Below are 22,718 nucleotides of genomic sequence, written 5' to 3'. Positions count from 1 at the left end.
CGCCATGTCGAACATCTGGAGCAACTGGTCAGGTTTTGTCACTGCCGAGCCGCGGCTGATCGCCAGTCCCGCCGATGCCGGCGAACTCGGCGATCTCATTCGCACCGCGCCCGGCCCGGTACGCGTCGTCGGCGCTGGTCATTCCTTCACGCCGCTGGTGAAGTCCGAGGGCACGATCCTGTCTCTGGAGAGACTGGAAGGGCTGGTCTCGCATGACGCTGAAAGGCATCAGGCGCGCGTGCGGGCCGGGACGCGGCTTGGTTCGCTGATGCAGATCCTGCAAAGTATCGGCCAGGGCCTGCCCAATATGGGCGATATCGACCGCCAGGCGATTGGCGGCGCGCTGGGAACCGCCACCCATGGCTCGGGACCGACGCTCGGCGCCTATCACACGCAATTGGAGACGGTGCAGATCGTCGACGGGCTTGGCAAGGTCCGCGACTTCACCAGGGCAGGGGATCAGGACACGATCCACGCGATCGGCGTCGCGCTCGGTGCCTTCGGCGTCTTGAGCGAAGTGACGCTGAACAACATCCCGACCTACCGGCTGCGCCGCCGCAAATGGGTGCTGCCGATCGCCGACATGCTGCGCGACTTCGAGACGATGATGACGGCGCACCGCTCGGCCGAATTCTACTACATTCCATTTTCCGGCTACGCGCAGTTCATCGCCAGCGACTTCAGCACCGAGGCGACCACCGCGCGCCCGACCGAGGATGATGAGGGCTCCTTGCGCACGCTGCGTCGGCTGCGCACCGGGCTTGCCTGGCTGCCGTCGCTGCGCCGGCGGCTGATCCTCGGTGCCGTCGCGAAAGTGCCGGCCGAGGATTATGTGCAGGACTGGCTCAACGTCTATGCCAGCGACCGGCAGACCAAATTCAACGAGATGGAATATCACCTTCCCTTCGAGGAAGGGCCGAAGGCGCTGGCCGAGATCATCGAGCTGACTGAAAAGCGCTTTCCCGAAGTCTATTTCCCGATGGAGGTGCGCAGCGTCGCGGCCGACCAGTTCTGGCTCTCGCCCTTCTACAACAGGCCGACCTGCTCGATCGCCATCCACCATGATGCGGCGAGCGATCCGCTTCCGTTCATGCAGGCGGCCGAGCCGATCTTCCGCAGATATGGCGGCAGGCCGCATTGGGGCAAGATGCACAGCCTGAAGGCGGCGGATTTCAAGAAGCTATACCCCCGCTGGGACGATGCCATGGCGGTGCGCCGCGACATCGATCCGCAAAACCGCTTCGTCTCGCCCTATATGGCCGGCCTGTTCGGCATCGAGCCCAGTCCTTTTGGCATCGAACGATGAGCAGCGCCTATTTCGCCACGCTCTCGGAGGCGTTGAAGCAGGCCGGCATCTTCCAGCCCTGTCTGCTGCTCGACCGCGACCGCCTGGATGGCAACATTGCCCTGGTGAATGAGCGGCTCGACCCCGGCCTTGCCGTACGGCTGGTCGACAAGTCGCTCGCTTGCCTGCCGCTGCTGTCGCATATCGGCAAGACGCTCGGCGCCGATCGCTTCATGACCTTCCATCCGCCGATCAGCGCGGCGGTGCTGGAGGCGTTTCCGGATGCGAATCTGCTCTACGGCAAACCGATGCCGGTCAGCGCGGCAAGGGCGGTGCTTTCCAGAGGCGATGTGGCCTGGTCGCGCGTCTGCTGGCTGATCGATACGCAGGAGAGGCTGGCGGAATATGGCGCTCTCGCTGCCGAGCTCGGTACGGAACTGCGCATCGTCTTCGAGATCGATGTCGGGCTGCATCGCGGCGGCCTCGCCGAGCCGGAGGCCTTGTCGCAGGCGTTGAAGGTGCTGTCGGCCCATAAGAGGCTGCGCTGTGAGGGCGTCATGGCCTATGAGGCGCATGCGCCGCATATTCCTAGCCTGTTCGGCGGCCCGGCCAAGGCGTTGGCGCAAGCCTCGGAACGGGCCGCCGCTTTCGTTGCTCGTCTCGGCGCCGACCAGCGCCGCATCCTCAACATTGGCGGCAGCAAGACCGCGCTGCTCCATCACGGCGGCGCTGCCAATGAAGTGTCGATGGGGTCGGCCTTCGTGCTGCCCAGCGATTTCGACACAACTGGTCTCGAAGGTTTCCAGCCGGCGGCCTTCATCGCGACGCCGATCCTGAAAGTGGTCGAGCCGATGCTGCCGGGTCCGCGGGCCGTTTCCCGTCTGCTGCAGGCGCTCGGCCGGTTTCCCCGCAAGGGCTGCTATCTCTATGGCGGCAAATGGATGGCCGAACCGGTCTTTCCCGAAGGCATGAAGACGAACGGCCTGCTCGGCCAGTCCTCCAACCAGCAATTTATGGGCCTGCCCACCGGAAGCATGGCCAAGCCGGGCGACTACGCGTTCCTGCGGCCGACGCAGAGCGAGGTGGTGCTTCAGCAATTCGGCCCGATCGCGGTGCTTTCCGGCGGCAGGATCGTCGATCGCTGGCCGGTGTTGCCGATGATGTGATCAAGTTAGATAGTTGACTGCGTCAAGTAAATGGCTGATCCTGCAAAAACAGGAGATGCCCATGACGATTCACCATGCGCCCAACAAAGAGCTGATCGATGCGGTGCGGGCTTTCAACCGCTTCTACACCCGCCAGATCGGGCTGCTCGACGAAGGGCTGCTGAAAAGCGCCTTTTCCCTAACCGAGGCGCGCGTGCTCTACGAGTTGGCGCATCGCGACGGTTTGACCGCGACCGACCTTGGACGCGATCTCGGCCTCGACGCCGGTTATGTCAGCCGTTTGCTGAAGAAGTTCGAGCGCCTTCACCTGATCTCCAGGTCGACGCTGGTTTCGGACGCCAGGCAATCGGCGATTGCGCTGACGCCGGCGGGCCGGAATGCCTTCGCGCCACTGAACAAGGATTCGCACGACCAGGTCGCGGCCTTGCTCGATCGGCTGCCCGCGTCGGAGCAGGACCGGCTGGTGAAATCCATGCGCACGGTCCAGGCGCTGTTGAGCGAAGGCGCCGAGCCGAAAATCCCCTATCTGTTGCGGCCGCTGCAGGTCGGCGACATCGGCTGGATCATCCGCCGGCAAGGGATGCTCTACGCGCGGGACTATGGCTGGGACGAAACCTATGAGGCGCTGGTCGCCGAAATCCTGGCGGCCTTCGTCAAATCCTTCGACCCGAAATGGGAGCGCAGCTGGATCGCCGAGCGCGATGGCGAGGTCGTCGGCTCGGTCTTCGTCGTGCGCAAATCGGATCAGGTGGCGAAGCTGCGCCTGCTCTATGTCGAACCGTCGGCGCGCGGCCTCGGTATCGGCAAGCGGCTGGTCGAGGAGTGCATCGGCTTTGCCCGCGCCAAGGACTACAAGACGCTGACCTTGTGGACCAACGACATCCTGACCGCCGCCCGGCACATCTACCAGGCGGCCGGCTTCAAACTGATCGAGGAAGAGCCTCACCATTCCTTCGGCAAGGATCTGGTTGGCCAGAACTGGGATCTCGATCTCTAGGCAAACCCTGTCCGGGGCCTGTTTTGGTGATGCGCGGTTGTTGGTCGTTTGCGCCGATGCTATGAAACGCGGGTCGAAAAGGACCCTGGAGCGGCAAACGGTAAGCCCGCTCCCTTCCACCGGTTGGAAGCTCCGTTCCCATCCCATATGGGAACCCACGGCAAGCCCACGGCGTGCTTTTACGCCCGGCTTGGCGTTCGGGGTTTTCGCGGATCGGCGTTCCTTCGTTTGCCAGGCGCCAACGAAGGAGAAGAGAGAATGCCCATCATTCGCGCCGACACCGGCATCATCACTCAGATCAATGTTTTCACCGTGCCCGAAGGCGGACAGCAGGCGTTGATCGACCTACTGCAGGAGGCGGCAACGAGTTGCCGCAGCGTTCCCGGCTGGATGTCCGCCAGCCTGCACCGAAGTCTCGACGGCACGCGTGTCGTCAATTACGCCCAGGCGCAGGACCAAGCGGCCATGCGGCGGGTCTTCGAGCATCTGCGCAGCAGCGGTTTTCTCGATCGCAACCAGGCTTTGGGTCAGGCCCATCCCGGCCTCTATGAGGTCGCTCTCACCGTGGAGTAAGGCGGAGCGGCGGACCGCGCCTTGGCCACATGCCAAGGTACGGTCTGCTCGGTACTTATGACTTCACCGGTATCCAGATCTCCAGCCCGCCATTGCCGCTGCGCGGATCGAACTCCGGGCCATAGCGCTCGAATTCGGGCGCGTCCGATATTTCGTGCCCGGAGGCGGGCAGCCATTTGTTCCAGATCGTGTTGACGGTGCGGCGGATGGTCGAGATGTGTTCGCGATGCGAAAACACCGCATATTTCTGCGCCGGTATGCGCACACGGCTGAATTCCCTGGGAAGGTCGGAAAAGTCCGAGACCTCGACACCGGCGATGTAATCGAAATTGCCCGCGTCGTCGCCATTGACGCAGACGCCATAGGCAACGTCGCCGGTCTCGCCCGGAATGTTGCCGATATAGGGGCCGAAGCGCTGCCACTGCATCGGAATGGCGGCGCTGGTTTCGCAGCTGTAGCGTTCGCCGAGCCCCGCGATCAGGAACGGCCGGCTGGTCTCGAAGCGTGGCGGTTCGAGGTTGGCGAGAAGGGACTGGTCCATCAGGATCGGCTCCACGAGGTCGAGGGTCTTGGTCGAACCTTGCGCCCGCACCAGTTCCGGCGTGGTGCCGAACTGATCGCGGAAGGCCCGGGTGAAAGCCTCATGCGAGTTGTAGCCGGCGTCGAGCGCCACCGAGAGGATGTCGGGCGCCCCGCCGGCCAGCCTGCGCGCCGCCTCGGTCAACCGGCGCGCGCGCATATAACCCATCACCGAGCGGCCGGTGGCGGCGCCGAAGGCGCGCGTCACATGGAAGCGCGACACGCCGCTGCCTTGGGCGACGTCGTCAAGCGAGATTGCCTCAGGCAGATGGCTCTCGACAAACCACAGCGCTTTCTCGGTCGGGTTCATGGCTCCTCGCATTTGGCGCGCTGACATTACTGACCGCGTCGATGGCCAGTTTGATCGAAATTGCGCGTGGCGTGCAATCAGCGCGGCAATGATCGGGAAGCGCTCGCCGCAGCCGCAGATCAGGAAACGGCCGGGGCGGCGCAGAATCTCTGACGACAAGCGTTGATTTCAGCCTGATGGAGCGCGGCGCGGCGGTCAATCCGTTGATCCGTTCGACAAGCATCTGCGCGGCCCTGTGGCCGATCTCGTTGCAGGGTTGCGCGATCAACGTCAGCCGAGGTTCGAAATAGTCTGCCCACTCGAGATCGTCGAAGCCGGCAATGGCTCGCGACAGGGGATTGACAGCGGCAGAGGATATCGCTTTATAGGTTCTGTTATTACATTACAGATGGAGATGCGGCACGCCCCTTTCTGATCAGGCCGCAGGCTGCGGGTGCCGAGATGGTGACAGGTTCAGTCGAAAAGAATCGTTGCGATGCGCCCGGGGCAAAACTACGATGACCCGGTGATGGTCCCCGCGCCGAAAGGCAAGGGGTGAAAAGGGAACACGGTGAGACCCTCAAAGGTCGAGACCGTGGCTGCCCCCGCAACTGTAAGCGGTGAGCAAGATCCGACATGCCACTGGCCGGCAAGGCTGGGAAGGCAGGATTGAGCCGAGACCCGCGAGCCAGGAGACCTGCCATCACTGAGTTGACCGGACGGGGTGTGCCGGGAGGAAACGTGGACGTCGGTCTTGTCGGCCGGCTCGCCAACATCCTTCCGTCGCCAGTTTTGGAAAGTGACGGAAAGTTGGACGGCTTCATCCATCGCATCATCGTGTGCACGCTTTGCCGTGACGTCCCGACCGGGGTCAGGTCGGGCGAAGCCTTGTGCAACGATTTGCGTTCCCGGCTCTCCGCTCACCATGACCCCGCCGTGGCGCATGGCTTCGCGATCGAAGGCGTCGAATGCATGGCGGGCTGCGCGCGGCCGCTGACGGTAGCCTTCCGGGCGCCGGGCAAGGCCGCCTATCTCTTCGGCTCCATCGACGCCGAGGCCGACGCCGGCGATCTCGTGCGATTTGCCAGGCTCTACGCGTCGCTGGCAGACGGCTGGTGCAATTCCGGACAACGTCCGCCGCGGCTGGCCGGCAAGACGCTGGCCCGCATCCCGGCACCGGCCAAGCCTGCGGGGACGGCCGATGACAACGCCGCTCCTTGAAGCGCGCGACCTCGGCGCGACGGCAAATGGCCGGGCTCTGGTCCATGCGGTCAGCCTGTCGGTCGCCGCTGGTGATCGCCTCGCCATTATCGGCCCCAACGGCGCCGGCAAGACGACGCTGCTGCGCATGCTGTCGGGCATGCTCAGGCCAAGTTCGGGTGAGGTGAAGCTTGGCGGGCGCCGCCTGGACAGGATTTCAGCCGCCGAACGGGCATTGCATATCGCCGTCGTCGGCCAGACCGACCAGCCGGATCCGCGGCTGGCGGTGATCGACTATGTCGAGCTTGGCCGCGTCCCGCATGCCGGCCTGAGGCGCCGGAGCGAGGAACGCGACATTGTCGTGGACGCGCTGCGCCGGACCGGACTGTTGCCGCTGCTTGGCCGAAGCATCGGCTCGCTGTCGGGCGGGGAACGCCAACGCGCCCAACTGGCGCGCGCCATCGCACAGCAACCGAAAGTGTTGTTCCTCGATGAGCCGACCAACCATCTCGACCCGCGAGCCCGCGGCGAGCTTCTCGAACTTGTGGCCGGCTTCGGCATGACGGTGATCGCCGTGCTGCACGATCTGGCGTTGGTGGCGCCCTTCGCCACCAGGGTCGCGGTGATGCATGAAGCCCGGCTGCATGCGCTGGCGGCACCGCGCGAAGCGCTGACCCAACAGTTGATCCGCGAGATTTTCGGCGTCGACGTGTTTCGCCTGCGCCATCCCACCGAGGATCGCGAACTGACCGTGTTCGATGTTCCGAACCGTGCCGCGCCGCCGTCCTGACCAAAACCCTTCATCCGACCCTGTTCAACCAAGGAGCAAAATCCGTGAAACGTCTCGCTTTGTCGCTCGTCCTCTCGCTGCTGGCCTCGACAGCCTTCGCTTTTCCCGTCACGGTCGATAGCTGCGGCAAACCGCTGACCTTCGACGCGCCACCCAAGCGCGCCGTCATCCACGATCTCAACATGGCCGAGATGGCCTTCGCGCTGAAGCTGCAGCCGTCGATCATCGGCCTGACCGGCATCACCGGATGGTATAAGGTCGGCCCAGAATTCAAGGCCGAGCAGGGGTCCATCCCGGAACTGGCGCCCAAATACCCGACGCTCGAGAACCTCGTCGCGGTCGAGCCCGATTTCTTCTTCGCCGGCTGGTACTATGGCATGAAGCCGGGCGGTGACGTGACCCCCGACACGCTCGCCCCGCACGGCATCAAGACGCTGGTGCTGACTGAAAGCTGCGTCCATCTCGACAAAACCAGGCCTGCCGCCTCGATGGACCTTCTGTATGGCGACGTCGAAAAGCTGGGCAAGATTTTTGGCAAGGATGCCGAAGCGGAAAAGCTCGTCTCAGACTGGAAGGCGCAATTGGCCGATATCACCGCCAAGGTCGGCAACGCCAAGGGGACGCGGGTGTTCCTCTATGATTCCGGTGAGGACAAGCCATTCACCGCCGGAAAATTCGCTATTCCCAGCACCATGATCACGGCGGCCGGCGGCGACAACATCATGGCTGACCTGGACACCAGCTGGGGCAATACGGACTGGGAAACGGTGGCGTCGCGCAATCCGCAATTCCTCATCCTGCTCGATTACCAGGATGGCGGCGGCTACAAGAAATTGCTCGATTTTTTGAAAGCGCATCCGGCGATGAAGGAGACGGACGCGGTCAAGAACGAGCGCTTCGTGGCGCTGCGCTATGCCGAATTGACACCCGGACCGGCGAACATCGAAGCGATCGCCAAGATCGCCAAGGCGATGCATCCGGAAGCGTTCTGATGCTATTTGCCCCTGGGCATGAATCCGGCGCGCTTTCAGGGCACAAGGCATTCGCGCTGGCGATGGCGGCGGGCGCGGTGGCGGTCGCCGCTCTCGTGCTGCTGTCGATCGCCTATGGTTCGACACTGATCCCGCTGACCGACGTCATTGCCGCCCTTGGCCATGCCGTCGGGTTGAATGAACACCAGGTGTCGGGTCCCGTCGGCAAGATCGTCGTCGATCTCAGGCTGCCGCGCACGATCCTGGCGGCGTGTGTTGGCGGCGGCCTCGGCATAACAGGCGCACTGCTGCAGACGGTGACCCGCAACGATCTCGCCGATCCCTTCCTGTTCGGCCTGTCCTCGGGGGCTGCCGCTGGTGCGGTTTCCGTCATCACCGTCTTTGGCGACAGTTTTGGCATCTGGACCTTGCCGGTCGCGGCCTTCACCGGCGGCATACTGGCCGCCTGCATTGTCCTGTTGCTGGTCGCGCGGGTGAGGGGGCAAGGGCCGGAACGGCTGATCCTTGCCGGCCTTGCCGTCTCCTTCCTGTTCACGGCATTGACCAATTATCTGGTGTTTGCCGGCGATCAGCGCGCGGCCCACTCGGTGCTGTTCTGGACGATGGGCGGGCTCGGGCTGGCGCGTTGGGATAATGTCTGGCTGGGTGCTTTGGGGGCCGGCACGATCGCGGCCTATGGGTTGTGGAACCACCGCAGGCTGGACGCCTTCCTGGCCGGCGAAAGTGCTGCCGAAAGCCTCGGTGTGCCGGTGGCGCGGATGCGCAGGACGACGTTTCTCGTTGCCGCCTTCTCGACGGCAATTCTCGTCTCGGTCGCCGGCGTCATCGGCTTTGTCGGATTGATGATCCCGCATCTGTCGCGGCCGCTGGCGGGTCCCTTGCATCTGCGCCTGATCGCAAGCTGTGCGTTGTTCGGAGCGGTGCTCCTGCTGGCAAGCGATCTCTTGGCGCGGACCTTGCTGCCGCCGCAGGAACTGCCGATCGGCATCATCACCAGCTCGCTTGGCGCCTTCTTTGTCGTCACGCTGGTCGTGCGAAACCGCCTGTGAAAACGGCTGGTTCTCCCGGTCCGTCTGTCTTCCAAGGGGTCATGGCGCTCACCGATCGCCAACCACGATCGCGTTGCGCGGCGTCATACACAACGCCGCGGCTTGAATAATAAGCACGCTTATTATATATACCGCTCATGGTTTCAGATGGCATAGACAGATTGGGATTTTTGATCCACGACGTGCAGCGTCTGCTGCGCAAGCGTTTCGAGACGCGCGCCAGCGGGCTTGGCCTGTCGTCCGCGCAATGGCGGCTTATGGTGCGTGTCGCCAAAGAGGAAGGCGTCACCCAGGCCCGGCTCGCTGAACTGCTCGAAATCGAGCCGATCAGCGTCTCGCGTCTTGTCGACCGGATGGAGGAGGGCGGCTGGATCGAACGCCGCGCCGACGCCGCCGACCGCCGCGTGCGCATGATTTTCCCAACCGCCAAGGCGAGCGCTGCCTATGCCGAGGTCAAGAGCCTCGCCGGCGAAGTCTATGAGGAATCGCTTGTCGGCGTTTCGCCGGAGGACCGTCGCGTCCTGATCAGGGCGCTCGATGCGATGGCGCAGAATCTCGGGGACGGCGATACCGCGTCCTCGGAAAAAGTCGAGCCTGCGAAAGGCGCAGCAGCATGAACGCGGTAGCCAAGGTCGAAAAAGACACCGCCAAGGTGGAGATGGAAGCGCCGGCCAAGCCGGTTGTCGCCCCTGTCGCGGTCGCTCCTCCCGTACAACCGGTCCCGGCGCCGAAGAAGAAGCGCCGCATGGGCCGCTTCTTTTTGATGTTCGCTCTGCCGGCCGCCCTGATCATCGGTGGCGGCTACGTCTGGGTGACCGGCGGACGCTATCAGGAGACGGAGAACGCCAATCTGCAGCAGGCCAAGGTGTCGATCGCCTCGGATACGGCCGGCCGCATCGTCCAGGTTGCCATATCGGACCATCAGATGGTCAAGCAGGGCGACCTTCTGTTCACCATCGACCCCGAACCCTACCGGATCGCGCTTGCCCAGGCCGACGCCGCGGTTGCCGGCGCGCGCCTCAATGTCGAGCAGCTGCGCGCTGCCTACAGCCAGTCGACGGCGCAGGAAAAGTCCGCCAGCAGCGAGGTCGACTACGCCCAGTCGCAATATGACCGCGCCGCCGACCTCGCCCAGAAAGGCATCAACGCCAAATCGTCGCTGGATGAGGCCCGCAACGAGCTCGACAAGGCAAAGCAGCAGGTCGCCGTTGCCCAGCAGGGCATCATCAGTGCCAAGGCCGCGCTCGGCGGCAACCCTGACATCGAAACCGACAAGCATCCGACCGTGATGGCCGCACTCGCCGCGCGCGACAAGGCTGCCTACAACCTGGCGCAGACCACGGTGAAGGCGCCCGCTGACGGCGTCATCTCCCAGGCCTCCTCCTTCAAGGTCGGTCAGTTCGTCGGCTCCGGCACGCCGCTGTTTTCGCTGGTCGAGACCGACGACACCTGGATCGATGCCAATTTCAAGGAAACCCAGCTTACCAACATGAAGCCGGGCCAGAAGGCCGAGATCGTCGTCGATACCTATCCGGGCAGGACTTTCGAAGCGACGGTCAAGGCGATCGGTGCGGGAACGGGCGCGGAATTTTCGCTGCTGCCCGCCCAGAACGCCACCGGCAACTGGGTCAAGGTCACGCAGCGCATCCCGGTGCGCCTGGAACTGACCGATCCCGACGCCAAGATGGCGCTGCGGACCGGCATGAGCGCCAGCGTCACCGTCGATACCGGCGTTGCCCGTGGTTTTCCCGCCATATTCGGTCACGCCACGGCTGGCGAGGCCGCGCAGTAAAATCGGCGGAAGCCCGCGCAGACCAGCGGGTGGAAGCGGACAGCAGGATTGGTCTGATGGGAGGGGTGGAAAGGATCAGTGCTTGGTTCGAGCCGCACCGCGGCCTGGCCGAAAGCTGAAAATCTTCGACACGGACCCGTCGGTCCTCATGTTTCCGGGCGGCAGGCATCCGCTCATCAGAGACTTTCGGTCGATGTAACCCCCACATCGATACTCGCGTCCCACCGCGATGAAGGTCTCTTAACGGAAGGCTTTGCCGCCCGGAAACCCTATGTACACGCTTTTGTTACCTGCTGGAAGTTCCGCATCATGAGCACGCCAGAACCTTTCAAGGAAGTGCCGCATCGCGGCCTGATCACGGTTGCGCTCATGCTGGCGACCGTCATGCAGGCGCTCGACACCACCATCGCCAACGTCGCGCTGCCGACCATGACAGGCGATCTCGGGGCCTCTCCCGACAACATCAATTGGGTGCTGACCTCCTACATCGTCGCCGCCGCCATCATGACGCCGGTCACCGGCTGGCTCGCCGACCGCTTCGGCCGCAAGGAATTGTTCCTGACGACCGTGGTCGGCTTCACCGTCTTCTCCATGCTGTGTGGCCTGGCATGGAGCCTTGAAACCATTGTGCTGTTCCGGCTGATGCAAGGCGTGTTCGGCGCCGCCATCGTGCCGCTGTCGCAGACCTTCCTGCTCGACATCAACCCCAAGGAGCGTCACGGGCAGGCCATGGCCATCTGGGGCGCCGGCATCATGCTGGGACCGATCCTGGGCCCGACGCTGGGCGGCTGGCTGACCGACAATTTCAACTGGCGCTGGGTGTTTTTCATCAACCTGCCGGTCGGCATCGTCGCCTTCCTTGGCATGGCCGCCTATCTGCCGGCCGTTGCCCGGCGCGTGCGCAGCTTCGATTTCTTCGGCTTTGCCATGATATCGCTCGGCGTCGGCGCGCTGCAGCTGATGCTGGATCGCGGCGGCGAGGTCGACTGGTTTTCCTCGGTCGAGATATGGATCGAACTCGGCCTGGCCATCACCGGTTTCTGGGTGTTCATCATTCACACAGTGACGGCGGAACATCCCTTTATCGACCCCAAGATATTCCTCGACCGGAACTTCGTGACCGGCCTGGCGTTCATCTTCGTCATGGGGGTGCTGATCCTGGCCTCGATGTCGCTGCTGCCGCCAATGCTGTCGACCATTTTCGGCTATCCGACTGTCACCATCGGTATCGTCATAGGTCCACGCGGTATCGGAACGATGATTTCGATGCTCGTCGTCGGGCGGCTCATGAACAAGATCGACGCCAGAATTCTCGTCGTCATCGGCTTTCTGCTGACCGCGCAGTCGCTCTATACCATGGCGAGCTTCACGCCACAGATGGATAACTGGCTGATCCTCAGTTCCGGTGCGATCCAGGGCCTGGGCATGGGAATGGTGTTCGTGCCGCTGTCGACGGTTGCCTTCGCCACGCTTGACGCGCGCTACCGCACCGACGCAACCTCGTTGTTCAGCCTGGTGCGCAATCTTGGCTCATCGATCGGCGTCTCGGTCGTGACGGTGCTTTTGGTGCGCAACACGCAGATCAACCACGCCGAGCTTTCAGCCTTCATCAACCCGTTCAATCCCAACCTCTGGGCGGTTTCGCCGGCGGCCGCGGGCGGCGATCCGATGGCGCTGTCGGAGGTCGATCGCATGGTCAATCTCCAGGCGATGATGATCTCCTACATCAACGACTTCAAAATCCTGATGGTGATGACGCTGGTTGCCATTCCGTTTGTCTTCCTGCTGCGTAAGCCGAAGGCCGCGCCAGCCGGCAGCGGGCCTGCCGTGCACATGGACTAGGCCCGCGGCAGGCATGTGCTTGCCGCGCAGATGGACTAGAATTGCCGGGTCGGTTGGTCCTAGCTCATGGCCAAACCTGACTGCATCGTTTCGTTGACAGGCTGGATGCAAGAACGATGCAGACGACATTCCCGGTGTTCGATCTCGATAAGTTCGAAAGCTCCGGCGCCGAGGAGAAAAGAGCGCTCGGCGCCGAGGTCGACCGCATCTGCCGCGACACCGGGTTCCTGGCTGTGACCAACCATGGAATTCCGCAGGCGGTGATCGATGCGGCGTGGTCAAAGGCCCGCGCCTTCTTCGATCTGCCGCCGGAGCAAAAGCAGCGCTCGAAGGCGCCCTACAAGGGTTATCCCTACGGCTATCTCGGCCCCGAACTCGAAGCACTGGCCAAATCCCGCAACGTCGACACACCACCCGACCTCAAGGAGAGCTTCAACGGCGGTCCCCTCAGCGTGCCGCAAGGCATGGCCGATCCCGAGGCGCTGGCCTTCTGCTATGCGCAAACGATCTGGCCGAAGCGCCGGCCGGATTCGTCGACGCCTGGAAAGCCTATTATGCGGCGCTCGAGGATCTGGCGCTGCGCATCATGCGGGTCTTCGCCACCGCGCTAGGCCTGCCCGAAAATCATTTCGACAGCTATCTCGATGCGCCGATCAGCGCGCTCAGGGCGCTCAACTATCCCGAACAGCATGTCGCGCCCAAACCCGGCCAGATCCGCGCCGGCGCCCACACAGACTATGGCAGCCTGACCATCCTGTTGCCGCAGGCCGGATCGCGCGGCCTTCAGATCATCACGCCGGACGGAGAATGGACCGAAGTGCCGCCGATCCCGGGAGCCTTCGTCATCAACATCGGTGACTTGATGGCGCGCTGGACCAACGACCGCTGGGTCTCTACCGTGCATCGCGTGGTCAATCCCCCAGCGGAAGAGGGCGGCAAGAACCGGCGCCAATCCATGGCGTTCTTCCACCAGCCGAACTGGGACGCCGAGATCAAGGTGCTGGACGCCTGTCTCGCCGACGGCGAGGCGCCGAAATACGGACCGGTGCGCTCCGGCCCCTATCTGATGGGAAAATTCAAGGCGACGACGAAGTAATGCATTTCGCCCAAAAGTGCGTAGCGGTTTTCGGGATAACGACATGCATCAAACAAGAAACTGCATGTCGCCCAAAACTGTGTGACGCTACCTGCCGAGAACCAGTGACCAATAGCGCAGGTTGGGGTCACGTCCGTCGCGGACGTAGGCGAGCCCGAAGCGGCTGAAATCCGGATCGAGTATGTTGCGCCGGTGGCCCTGCGAATGCATCCAGATGTCGAACAGTTTCTGCTGGTCGAAGCGGCCTTCGGCGATGTTCTCAGCCGCAGCGCCCCGCACGCCATTGTCCTTCATGCGCGAGGCGAAATCCTTGCCCCAACCCGTGGTGTGGCTCATACGCTCCCGCGATGCCATGTAGCCGGCCTGCTGAAGCGCCGCCTGCTCGAGCTGAGTGTCCGGCGTCAGCGGGCCGAGCCCGGCCGTCGCGCGCAAGCCCGCCAGAGTGGCCGTGGCGGAGGACGAGACGCCTGCGCCATCGCCCGTCGGTACAGAGACGGTGCTGCAGGCGGAAAGCACGGCAATGGCTGCGAGGCCGGCTGTCTTGAGCACCGTGCGCCTGCTCAGGCCTGCTGGACGTATTTCAATCTTTTCAGCTGTCATACCTGCCTGACATAGTCGCGATCATGGCTTTTGCCGGGCAGGGTGGTGAAAATCTGAGATCGAAAGGGTGATTACCCGCCTAGTTCACAAGCTTGATGAGGCGGCTGGCATACATCTCGCGATTTCCAAACACTGCCGTGCAGTCGGTTTTGATGGATGAGTTTCCGGTCATTTGCACGGTCAGGCCGACAAGCCTCAGACAGTCGCCCTGACCGCTCATATCTGAGTTGCCGGCAAAGGAAATGGCCGCGTCAGGCGCATAGACGAACCCGCTGATCACGGAATTTGCGCCGCCATTCAGCGTCAAGGCCGATGTGTTGCCGTGATTCTCGAAAATGGTGATGCCGGCGTAGGGACCGCTGGTGGGCGGGGAAAGGTTCACCTGTTCATTGGCATTTATGTAGATCTGCGCGCCCTCCATGAGGAAAATGGTCACGCCCTGGCCAGTCAGGCTGCCGTTGCCGCCCGGTTTAAGCGTTACGCCGCGCAAGATGTAGACGCCCGGATTGAGCGTGATGTTTCCCGACAACGTATTGTCGCAATAGGTTCCGGGCGACAGCGTATAGGTTTTGCCGTTCGGGACCTGCTGGCACAACGTGTAGGGGGGAGGGACGACGTCCGCCAGAGGATCGAAGGACGCATATTGATGTTCGAGCGGGGCTCCGCGGGTGAGATTGGCGCTGGGCGGCAAAAGCCCGGAAGTGCCGCCGACGGTTGAGACGCAACCCGCCGACACCTGCGCGGAACCGCCTCTGCTGACGGCATCGGACGCGTCCGAGTTTGCCGCGATCACACAGCTGCTCATGGAGACATCGGTCGAGCCCTGCAGGCTTACGGCGGCCGACGCATGTGGATCGAGGGCCAGCACACAGGCCTGCGCACCGGGGTTCATCTTGACTGTGGCCGAGCGGTGAGCTGGCCAGGGGTCGCCCCATTGATGAAGCTCGGACGGTTGATGCTGGACGAAAGCGAGATGTAATAGGCACTCGGGTCGCCACTGGCGGTTGCCGAAAAAGCGGAGACGCTGTCTGCATATTCCTGCTGGTCGGCAACGCTCATATTGGCCGCAAAGAACGTCAGCCCAACCCCCTGGACATCACCTGCGGTCATGCTGGGTAGGTACTTTGTGACGACGGCAAGCCCGACCGCGTCCAGCGAGTTCTGCAATTGCGCGGCGTCGTCGCTCGTGCCCGTCAGATCGATAGTGCCGGCCACGACAACCATTATCGGCAGCATCGCTATGGCAGTCGCCATGGCAAAGTTGCCGCGCTCCGAAGGCCAGAAGCCCTTCAATCTGAACATCGCCCATCGCCCAAACCTGTAAAGCTCAGGTGATACGCTAGGGGTCTCAATGATTAATTTAAGCAATCGCTAAAATACGTAAATGCTAAAATACAGCGCAATGGTTGACCAAACCGAATGTCTGCCAGAGCGCGTCAAATTAGTGTCGACACGGAGATGAGCGCAACAAGGAACGGATCCATGTCATCGATAACGCGACAACCCCTGGCAAATCGGCTATGGTGCTACATCTACTAGTGGCAGCTGCGGGCGGCCATCTCGGCGGTGACCGCCCCGACACACGGGAGGATGGTTATGGCCGGCTTTCATGTCATGGCGGACGCGTATGGGATGCATGTGCAGCCCACGGTGCGCCGCATCACCACGACGGATCTCTGGGACGCGCTCAAGCTCGGCGCCGAGGATTTCTGGGCAAAACCGTCCCACTACGTGTTCCTGTGCCTGATCTATCCGGTTGTCGGCCTGATCCTGACGCAGTGGACTTCGGGCTCCAATGCCATCCAGCTTGTCTATCCCTTGATGTCGGGCTTTGCCTTGGTCGGGCCTTTTGCGGCGATCGGTCTCTACGAGATCAGCCGCCGGCGCGAGCTCGGCATGAACACGAACTGGCGCCACGCACTGGATGTGCGTCGTTCCCCGGCGCTGCCGTCGATCGCGGTCATCGGCATCATGCTGTTTGCGCTGTTCCTGCTGTGGCTGTTCACCGCGCAATCGATCTACACCAGCCTGTTCGGCGACCAGCCGCCGGCTTCGATCGGCGCCTTTGTCCGCGACGTGCTGACAACCGGCAAGGGCTGGACCTTGATTGTGCTTGGCAATGCGGCCGGTTTCGTCTTTGCCGTTGTGGTGCTGGCGACAACGGTGATCGCCTTTCCGCTGATGCTCGACCGTGATGTCGGCGCCGTCTCGGCGATCGAGACCTCGGCCCGAGCGGTGATGGCAAACCCGCTGCAGATGGCGCTGTGGGGGCTGCTGGTCGCCGTGCTTCTGGTGATCGGCTCCATCCCGCTGTTTGCCGGGCTGGCCGTGGTCATGCCGATCCTGGGTCATGCCACCTGGCACCTCTACCGCAAGGTGATCGAGCCGGTGCAGATCCGGCCGATCCGCCGGCCGATGTAGGCTAAAGCATGATCCCCAGAAGTGGGGACCGGTTCTGGGAAAAGATCATGCTCGACTAGAGACCCTCAGCGTTGCGCGTCGGTCGCCATCTTCAGCGCCAGCGCCGTCAGCACGCCTCCCATCATCCAGCGCTGGATGACCAGCCACAATGGCCGTCCGGCAAGGAAGGTGGCGATCGAACCGGCCGTCACCGCGATGATGGCATTGACGGTCAGGCTGATGGTGATCTGGGTCGCGCCCAGAACCAGCAGCTGCGACAGGACATGGCCTTCGCCGATGCTGATGAATTGCGGCAGCAGTGACAGATAGAGCACCGCCACCTTGGGATTGAGCAGATTGGTCATCAGGCCCATGGCGAACAGCTTGCGCGGCCCGTCTTTCGGCAGGTCGCGCACCTGGAACGGCGAACGTCCGCCCGGCTTCACGGCTTGCCAGGCGAGCCACAAGAGATAGAGCACGCCGGCAAAGCGCAGCGCGTCATAGGCATAGGGCACAGCAAGCAGCAGTGCGGTGATACCGAACGCCGCCGAAACCACATAGAATAGGAAGCCGACCGCGACCCCGCCAAGTGAGATCAGTCCGGCCCTCGGCCCTTGCGACAGCGAGCGCGAGATCAGGTAGATCATGTTCGGGCCAGGCGTCAGCACCATGCCAAGGCAGACCAGCGCGAAGGCAAGATGATTGGCGGTATCGGGCATTGTTCGTCCCCTAGGTCATAGACCCATAAAGGGGATTCCCAAAACGTGCGATGAATGATTCAACCTTCGTAGTTGAGGAGGTTTGATATGGCACGTTTTGATCTGACGGATTTCGAGTGGTCGACTATCGAACCGTTGTTGCCAAACAAGGTGCGCGGGGTAGCGCGGGTTGATGATCGGCGGGTTTTGAACGGCATCTTCTGGCGGCTTCGGACTGGAGCGCCATGGGCAGACATCCCGGCACGCTACGGGCCGCACACGACCTGCGTCAACCGCTTCAACCGATGGCGTCGAGCGGGTGTCTGGGACCGGCTTCTGGATGCCGTTTCAAAGGCTTACGATGGGGACATCCAAATGATCGACTCGTCCTCGATCCGCGTCCATCAGCATGGTGCAAACGCCCAAAAAAAGATGGCCGATCCCGTTGCGTGGGTCGCTCGCGGGGCGGCCTGACGACCAAGATCCATGCGCTCGTTGACGCCGAGGGACTACCGATCGCCCTCAAGCTGACCGAGGGACAAGCCCATGACGGCCGCAGCGCCCGGGAGATGTTGGGCGGTTTGGGCGACGGCCAAATTCTGCTTGCTGACCGCGCCTATGACGCAGACGAATTGCGCGCCAGCCTCAAGCAACGCGGCGCTTGGGCTAACATCAAGCCGATGCCGAACCGCAAAAATATCCCCGCATTCAGCCCGTGGCTATATCGCTTTCGAAACCTCGTCGAACGCTTCTTCAACAAACTCAAGCACTTCCGAGCCGTTGCCACACGATACGACAAGCGCGACGGATAACTTCCTTGCAAGCGTCAAACTCGCTTCTTTTCGTATCTGGTGCCGATTTAATGAGTCTATGGCCTAGAGCAATTCCAGGAAAAGTGTGAACGGTTTTCCGTCCGGAATTGCGTCAAAACAAAAGAGTTAGAACAGTTCGCCGTTTCCATGAAACGGTGAAACACTCTAAGCGTGCCGCGATGGATGCGCGATCCCGCGAGCGTCCGATATGTGCCTGTGACGGCAGGCGGCGGCAAGGGCTTGGCAGCGCCAGGCGTTGCGCCAGAGGAGCCGTTAGCCGACCACCCGCAGGTTCGACAGTTCGTTGCCGATTTCCTTGAAGTCGTTCGACAGGCTGGCGCCGGTCGCATTCCAGAACAGTTTGGCCGGCTTGGTCGGGTCCGTCGGGTCCTTGCGGAAGCGCGAGTCCGACGAGCAGGATTTCAGCGCCGCGATCGCCAGCTTGTCGCTGGCCTTGGTCGTCGACAGGTCGAGCGCCACCGTCATCACCATGATGTTGGCTGCCTTGGCGTTGTTGCAAAGCGTTGCCATCTGCTCGTTGAGTGCGTTCGTATAGTTGCCGTTCGAATAGTCGAACTGACCGATGGCGCTCGACGTGCCCATGAACATGCGGCCGACCGAGGTGCCGTTATAGCCGGGGTTGAGATAGCCGTAGGACGCATAGGTCGATTTCGAGCCGGCTGGATCCGAATAGCCCAGCGAGGACGGCGTATAATAGGTGTTCTCGCCGTCGGTGAGCACGATCACCACCTTGTCGTTGCCTCTTTCCGTTTCGGCGCGCCCTTGCGTGAACGGCTCGCCGCTCGAAACCACCCGCCAGCCCCACGCCAGGCCCTCGGGAACATTGGTGCCGCCGTTCGGCTGCATCAGGTCGATCGCCGCCTTGATCGCGGTGGCCCCATCGGTGACGCTGACATCGGTCAGCGGTGTGATTGCACCGGTGGTGCAGCTGTAGTTCGGGCCGTTGCCGGTCGGCAGCGCCGGCGCATCGATTGGCCGCGGCTGGAAATATTTGGCCATGTTGCGCAACCGCGATTGACCGCTGCTGCTCGAAGGATCGTCATTCCACCAGCTGTTCACCGCGCCATAGGTCACCGGCGCGGCTTCGTCGGGATCCTGGGTGAGCTTCCAGTGATTGCCGGGCTCGTCCGGGGCGAACATCGGCACGAACATCGTTGCCGGATCGCCGACGCCTATGCCGGTGTTGGCCGAGCCGCCGGATGGAGGGGTGTCGTTGACATTGTAGGGGTAGGGCCGGGCCTCCACACAGCCCTGCCAGCTGGCGAACGGACCGTAGGAATCGATGTAGTCATATTCGTCGTGGCTGCGTTTGCAGGTGTTGTTCGGATTGTATTCGTCGCAAACCACGCGCTTGCTGTTGACGACACGCTCATGGTTGGTGACGACCTTCATGTCGCGGTAGAGCGAAAACCGGGTCAGCGTCTGGCCTTCCTCGCTGCCCCAGCCGGTGCCGCGCTTGTACCAGATGCCGTTGGTTTGCTGGGCGTATTTGTTGGCCGCGTTCAGCGTCGACCAGTCGAAATTCTCGTTCGACACCGGCGACAGGCCCTCAGTGTCCATCCACGACGCGTTGCCATTGCCGGAGCCGACATTGACTGAAGCGGCAAAGGGCACCAGGCCGAATTGCACAGGCTTGTCGACCTGCTTGATCATGACCGCCTGCGCGGCCAGCGTGTCGACCAGTTGCTTGGACGCAGTCTTGAGAAGATCGATGCGCTTTTGCCCCGAGCCTGTGCCCAGCGTGGTCATCGATCCGGAATTGTCGAGCACCAGGGCAACTTCCAGCGTGTTTTTCAGCCGCACCTGGGAGGTAACGTTGAAGTTGATCCTTTGGTTCGCATCGGTTGCGGATTTGCCGACGAGCTGGGCGAAGGCGGGATAGAAATAGGGCTTGTAGGCAAGCTGCGCCGTCATCGTGAGCAGGCCGCCGCCGCTGGTGTTGCTCGGCAAGGTGACGTTGAGCGTCGCGCTGGCGGGATCGATATCGTTCAGGTTGGCATTGAAGAAGTCGAGCGCATAGGCTTTCAGCTGGTCGTCGGTCGCGCCTTCCGTCAGCCGGCGCGCCGTGGCGAAGTTGGCGGCGTCGAGTGCATTCGTCACCATCTGCTTTTCACGGTTCATTTCCGTGAAGTCGACCGCAATCGCCAGGCCGCCTATCAGCGGCACCATCGCCACAACAGTCATAAGAGCATAGTTGCCGCGTCTGTCGCGGCGGAACTGACGCCAAAGTTCATGCATGTCTTGCAGCGGCCCCCGCCGGCGGATTCTCGATTGTCGCCAGCTTTCCACAAAACGCTGAAGGACGGGTTTGGGAAACCGCTCTATTGCTTGGCTGGCGCTTCACCAACCGCTAACCAATGCAAGGGCAGCGGCCGCGATGCTGTTCAAAACAAAACGCCCTGCCGGGGCAGGGCGTTCATATGCGAGATCGGTGGATCAGCTGACGATGCGCAGGTTGGACAGCTCGTTGCCGATCGCCTTGAAGTCGTCGGAGAGTGTCGCTCCGGTCGAATTCCAGAACAGTTTCATCGGCTTGCTCGGATCGGTTGGATCCTTGCTGAAGCGGGAATCCGAAGAGCAGGCCTTCAGCGCATCCATCTGTGTTTTTTCCGCCGTCTTGGTCGCATCCAGGTCAAGCGCAATGGTCATGACCATGATGTTGGCGGCTTTGGCGTTGTTGCACAGCGTGGTGAAATGCTCGTTCATCGCCTTGGTGTAATTGGCGTTGGAATAGTCGGTCTTGATGACGTTGTCGCTGGTGCCAAGGAACAGCCGGCCATAGGTGTATGCGCTGCTGAAAGGCAAGATGTAGCCGAGCGACGAATAGATGGCTTTGCTACCCGCCAGGTCGTTGCCGCCATAGGCCCAGTTGGTTCCGGAGTAGGTCTGGGCCGTCACCGACGTTGGTGTGTAGTACGTGTTCGCACCATCGGTCAGAACGATCAGGATCTTGTCATTGCCTCTTTCCGTCTCGGCCCGGCCCTCGATGAATGGAGCAGTGCTGGAAAGGGTCCGCCAGCCCCAAGCCATGCCTTCCGGCACATTGGTTGCGCCGTCGGCGGCCATGGCGTCTACGGCGGCCTTGACCGCGTTCGCGCCGGTTGTCGTGGAGACATCGGTCAACGGCGTGATCGCCGTGGTGCTGCAACTCGTGTTGGGGCCGGCATCCATGCCATAGGCTGGAGTAACCGTGGTGCCTGGATCGATGAAATATTTGGGCATGTAGCGCTGACGTATCGCGCTCGTGCCCGTCGACACATCGGTAAGCCAATTGTTGTTGGCGGGACGCGCCGGGTTGTTGCTGTCGGTGAGGTCAGTTTCATCGGGTGCGAACATCGGCACGAACATCGTCGCGGGCGTCCCGGTCGCCGCCGCGGTGTCGTTGATGTTGTAGGGATAGGGCCGTGACTCGACACATCCACCCCAGGAAGCAACGCTGCCATAGGTTGCCGGTGTCGTCGTCGTCGTGCAGACCCGATTTAAAAGAAAGCCGGTACATGACGTCGTCGTCGAACTCGCCGTCACAACGCGCTTCATCTGGTTGTAGATGGAGAAACGCGTCAACGGCAGGTCCTTCTGGGTCGCGTCCCAGCCGCTGCCTTTGGCGTACCAGACGCCGGCAATGTTCTGCGCGTATTTGGTGGACGAATAGGACGAGCTCATCGACGCCCAATCGAAATTCTCGTGATGGACCGGCGAAATCCCGGTCGTGTCCATCCAGGACGCCGAGGCATTGCCAGGGCCGACATTCACCGAGGCGGCGAAGGGGACGAGGCTGAACTGGACCGGCTTGCTGACCTGCTTCATCAACTGGGCCTGTCCCGCCAACTGGTCAACCAGCTGCTTGGCCGCGTCTTTGAGCAGGTCGAAGCGAACCTTGTTGGAGCCATGGCCGAGTTCCGTCATCGAGCCGGAATTGTCGAGCACCAGGGATACTTCCAACGTATTCTTGAGGCGAATTTCGGAACATGTGGTGAAGGCGATGTCACTGGCACCACCGACGCCACCCGCCAGTATTCTCGCTGTTGGCGAGAAGTAGGGCTTGTAGGTCAAGGTGCTGCAAAGCTTCAGTGTTCCACCGCCTGCGTTGTTGTTGGGCAGCGTCACGGCCAGCGCGGTGTTGGCCGGATCGATATGCATGAGATTGGCTTCGAAGAAATTCTTGGCGTAGGCCTTGGCGTCGGCGTCGCTGGCACCAGCGACGATCTGCTGGGCTGTGGCGATGCCGGCTGCGTCCAGGGCGTTCAAGGTGTTCTGTCGCTGACGCACCATCTCGGTATAGTCGATGCCGAGCGCCAGGCTACCCATGAGTGGTACCATGGCGAGGACGGTCATGAGCGCATAATTGCCACGCCGATCGCTTCCGAATCTTCGGATCATTGCCTTGAGTTACCCCCGCGAAATCAATTGTTCGTGAGGACATTGTCATAAATCGTTAAATTTCAGGTTGCCGTAATATGTCCAAGATCGATCCACCGTTTCAACGCGCGTTAACCAAACACTGTCCAGTCGCGGCTTTTGGCCGCCGACAGATGGC

Annotated in this window: 22 protein-coding genes, 1 pseudogene and 1 riboswitch; of the genes and pseudogenes, 15 read left to right on the top strand and 8 right to left on the bottom strand. The window is 62.1% G+C overall.

The features are described 5' to 3' along the window. Window positions 1-4: 4 nt before the first annotated feature. From AC0V7N_RS27785 to AC0V7N_RS27770, 4 genes are all read left to right on the top strand, one after another. Window positions 5-1,306 (top strand): D-arabinono-1,4-lactone oxidase, encoded by a 1,302-nt coding sequence (locus AC0V7N_RS27785; protein ID WP_475460517.1) that lies wholly within the window; start codon window positions 5-7, stop codon window positions 1,304-1,306. Next, window positions 1,303-2,451 (top strand): DSD1 family PLP-dependent enzyme, encoded by a 1,149-nt coding sequence (locus tag AC0V7N_RS27780; RefSeq protein WP_475451395.1) that lies wholly within the window; start codon window positions 1,303-1,305, stop codon window positions 2,449-2,451. Before AC0V7N_RS27785 ends, AC0V7N_RS27780 begins: the two co-directional genes overlap by 4 nt. A 61-nt stretch (window positions 2,452-2,512) precedes the next feature. After that, complete coding sequence (locus AC0V7N_RS27775; protein WP_475451394.1) at window positions 2,513-3,448, top strand: bifunctional helix-turn-helix transcriptional regulator/GNAT family N-acetyltransferase; 936 nt, start codon at window positions 2,513-2,515, stop codon at window positions 3,446-3,448. A 258-nt stretch (window positions 3,449-3,706) separates the two neighbouring features. Further along, window positions 3,707-4,021 (top strand): antibiotic biosynthesis monooxygenase family protein, encoded by a 315-nt coding sequence (locus AC0V7N_RS27770; RefSeq protein WP_475451393.1) that lies wholly within the window; start codon window positions 3,707-3,709, stop codon window positions 4,019-4,021. A gap of 55 nt (window positions 4,022-4,076) precedes the next feature. On the opposite strand, the gene AC0V7N_RS27765 is transcribed toward AC0V7N_RS27770, so the two are convergent. Next, window positions 4,077-4,910, bottom strand: coding sequence for a GyrI-like domain-containing protein (locus AC0V7N_RS27765; protein WP_475451392.1), 834 nt, complete (start codon window positions 4,908-4,910; stop codon window positions 4,077-4,079). Next, window positions 4,861-5,178: a substrate-binding domain-containing protein gene (locus AC0V7N_RS27760; RefSeq protein WP_496627418.1), complete on the bottom strand. Its 318-nt coding sequence runs from the start codon at window positions 5,176-5,178 to the stop codon at window positions 4,861-4,863. The genes AC0V7N_RS27765 and AC0V7N_RS27760 overlap by 50 nt, the downstream gene beginning before the upstream one ends. A 224-nt stretch (window positions 5,179-5,402) precedes the next feature. After that, window positions 5,403-5,608: riboswitch (cobalamin riboswitch) on the top strand. Between the two features lie 91 nt (window positions 5,609-5,699). Between AC0V7N_RS27760 and AC0V7N_RS27755 the strand changes: the two genes are divergently transcribed. The 9 genes from AC0V7N_RS27755 (at window position 5,700) to AC0V7N_RS27715 (ending at window position 13,650) form a co-directional block, all read left to right on the top strand. Further along, window positions 5,700-6,110: a DUF1636 family protein gene (locus tag AC0V7N_RS27755; RefSeq protein ID WP_475451390.1), complete on the top strand. Its 411-nt coding sequence runs from the start codon at window positions 5,700-5,702 to the stop codon at window positions 6,108-6,110. Continuing rightward, the gene (locus AC0V7N_RS27750; protein ID WP_475451389.1) at window positions 6,091-6,879 is read left to right on the top strand and encodes an ABC transporter ATP-binding protein; all 789 of its coding nucleotides are present in this window, start codon (window positions 6,091-6,093) and stop codon (window positions 6,877-6,879) included. Before AC0V7N_RS27755 ends, AC0V7N_RS27750 begins: the two co-directional genes overlap by 20 nt. A 44-nt stretch (window positions 6,880-6,923) precedes the next feature. Continuing rightward, a complete protein-coding gene (locus tag AC0V7N_RS27745) occupies window positions 6,924-7,871 on the top strand; it encodes an ABC transporter substrate-binding protein (RefSeq protein WP_475451388.1) in 948 nt (315 codons plus the stop codon). Further along, complete coding sequence (locus AC0V7N_RS27740) at window positions 7,871-8,920, top strand: FecCD family ABC transporter permease (protein ID WP_475451387.1); 1,050 nt, start codon at window positions 7,871-7,873, stop codon at window positions 8,918-8,920. The genes AC0V7N_RS27745 and AC0V7N_RS27740 overlap by 1 nt, the downstream gene beginning before the upstream one ends. 137 nt (window positions 8,921-9,057) lie before the next feature. After that, window positions 9,058-9,537, top strand: coding sequence for a MarR family winged helix-turn-helix transcriptional regulator (locus AC0V7N_RS27735; RefSeq protein ID WP_475451386.1), 480 nt, complete (start codon window positions 9,058-9,060; stop codon window positions 9,535-9,537). Then, a complete protein-coding gene (locus tag AC0V7N_RS27730; protein ID WP_475451385.1) occupies window positions 9,534-10,712 on the top strand; it encodes an HlyD family secretion protein in 1,179 nt (392 codons plus the stop codon). Before AC0V7N_RS27735 ends, AC0V7N_RS27730 begins: the two co-directional genes overlap by 4 nt. 309 nt (window positions 10,713-11,021) lie before the next feature. After that, window positions 11,022-12,554: a DHA2 family efflux MFS transporter permease subunit gene (locus AC0V7N_RS27725; protein ID WP_475451384.1), complete on the top strand. Its 1,533-nt coding sequence runs from the start codon at window positions 11,022-11,024 to the stop codon at window positions 12,552-12,554. A gap of 116 nt (window positions 12,555-12,670) precedes the next feature. Beyond that, complete coding sequence (locus AC0V7N_RS27720) at window positions 12,671-13,165, top strand: 2-oxoglutarate and iron-dependent oxygenase domain-containing protein (protein ID WP_496627417.1); 495 nt, start codon at window positions 12,671-12,673, stop codon at window positions 13,163-13,165. After that, the gene (locus AC0V7N_RS27715) at window positions 13,141-13,650 is read left to right on the top strand and encodes a 2OG-Fe(II) oxygenase family protein (protein ID WP_496627416.1); all 510 of its coding nucleotides are present in this window, start codon (window positions 13,141-13,143) and stop codon (window positions 13,648-13,650) included. The genes AC0V7N_RS27720 and AC0V7N_RS27715 overlap by 25 nt, the downstream gene beginning before the upstream one ends. Window positions 13,651-13,737: 87 nt before the next feature. On the opposite strand, the gene AC0V7N_RS27710 is transcribed toward AC0V7N_RS27715, so the two are convergent. The 3 genes from AC0V7N_RS27710 to AC0V7N_RS27700 all read right to left on the bottom strand — a co-directional run bounded on the left by AC0V7N_RS27710 (window position 13,738) and on the right by AC0V7N_RS27700 (window position 15,543). Next, a complete protein-coding gene (locus tag AC0V7N_RS27710) occupies window positions 13,738-14,250 on the bottom strand; it encodes a CAP domain-containing protein (RefSeq protein ID WP_475451382.1) in 513 nt (170 codons plus the stop codon). A 79-nt stretch (window positions 14,251-14,329) separates the two neighbouring features. Then, window positions 14,330-15,142, bottom strand: a complete 813-nt coding sequence (locus AC0V7N_RS27705; RefSeq protein ID WP_496627415.1) for a pilus assembly protein — start codon at window positions 15,140-15,142, stop codon at window positions 14,330-14,332. Further along, window positions 15,139-15,543, bottom strand: coding sequence for a pilus assembly protein TadG-related protein (locus AC0V7N_RS27700; RefSeq protein WP_496627414.1), 405 nt, complete (start codon window positions 15,541-15,543; stop codon window positions 15,139-15,141). Before AC0V7N_RS27700 ends, AC0V7N_RS27705 begins: the two co-directional genes overlap by 4 nt. Before the next feature lie 303 nt (window positions 15,544-15,846). On the opposite strand from AC0V7N_RS27700, the gene AC0V7N_RS27695 reads away from it, so the two are divergent. Then, a complete protein-coding gene (locus AC0V7N_RS27695; RefSeq protein ID WP_475451380.1) occupies window positions 15,847-16,671 on the top strand; it encodes a DUF2189 domain-containing protein in 825 nt (274 codons plus the stop codon). Window positions 16,672-16,736: 65 nt separating this feature from the next. Here the strand turns inward: AC0V7N_RS27695 and AC0V7N_RS27690 are convergent, their stop codons facing one another. After that, the gene (locus AC0V7N_RS27690) at window positions 16,737-17,369 is read right to left on the bottom strand and encodes a LysE family translocator (protein WP_475451379.1); all 633 of its coding nucleotides are present in this window, start codon (window positions 17,367-17,369) and stop codon (window positions 16,737-16,739) included. 87 nt (window positions 17,370-17,456) lie between these two features. On the opposite strand from AC0V7N_RS27690, the pseudogene AC0V7N_RS27685 reads away from it, so the two are divergent. After that, window positions 17,457-18,227 (top strand): annotated as a pseudogene (locus AC0V7N_RS27685) (IS5 family transposase). Between the two features lie 206 nt (window positions 18,228-18,433). Here AC0V7N_RS27685 and AC0V7N_RS27680 read toward each other — a convergent pair. Next, window positions 18,434-20,419: a pilus assembly protein TadG-related protein gene (locus AC0V7N_RS27680; protein WP_496627413.1), complete on the bottom strand. Its 1,986-nt coding sequence runs from the start codon at window positions 20,417-20,419 to the stop codon at window positions 18,434-18,436. A 198-nt stretch (window positions 20,420-20,617) separates the two neighbouring features. Then, on the bottom strand, window positions 20,618-22,561 hold the full coding sequence (locus AC0V7N_RS27675) for a pilus assembly protein TadG-related protein (protein WP_496627412.1): 1,944 nt from the start codon (window positions 22,559-22,561) through the stop codon (window positions 20,618-20,620). Window positions 22,562-22,718 lie beyond the last annotated feature (157 nt).

The sequence above is a fragment of the Mesorhizobium kamtschaticum genome (assembly GCF_056174585.1).
The sequence above is the reverse complement of the archived record's forward strand: the minus strand, read 5'-3'. Positions and strand labels throughout refer to the sequence as shown.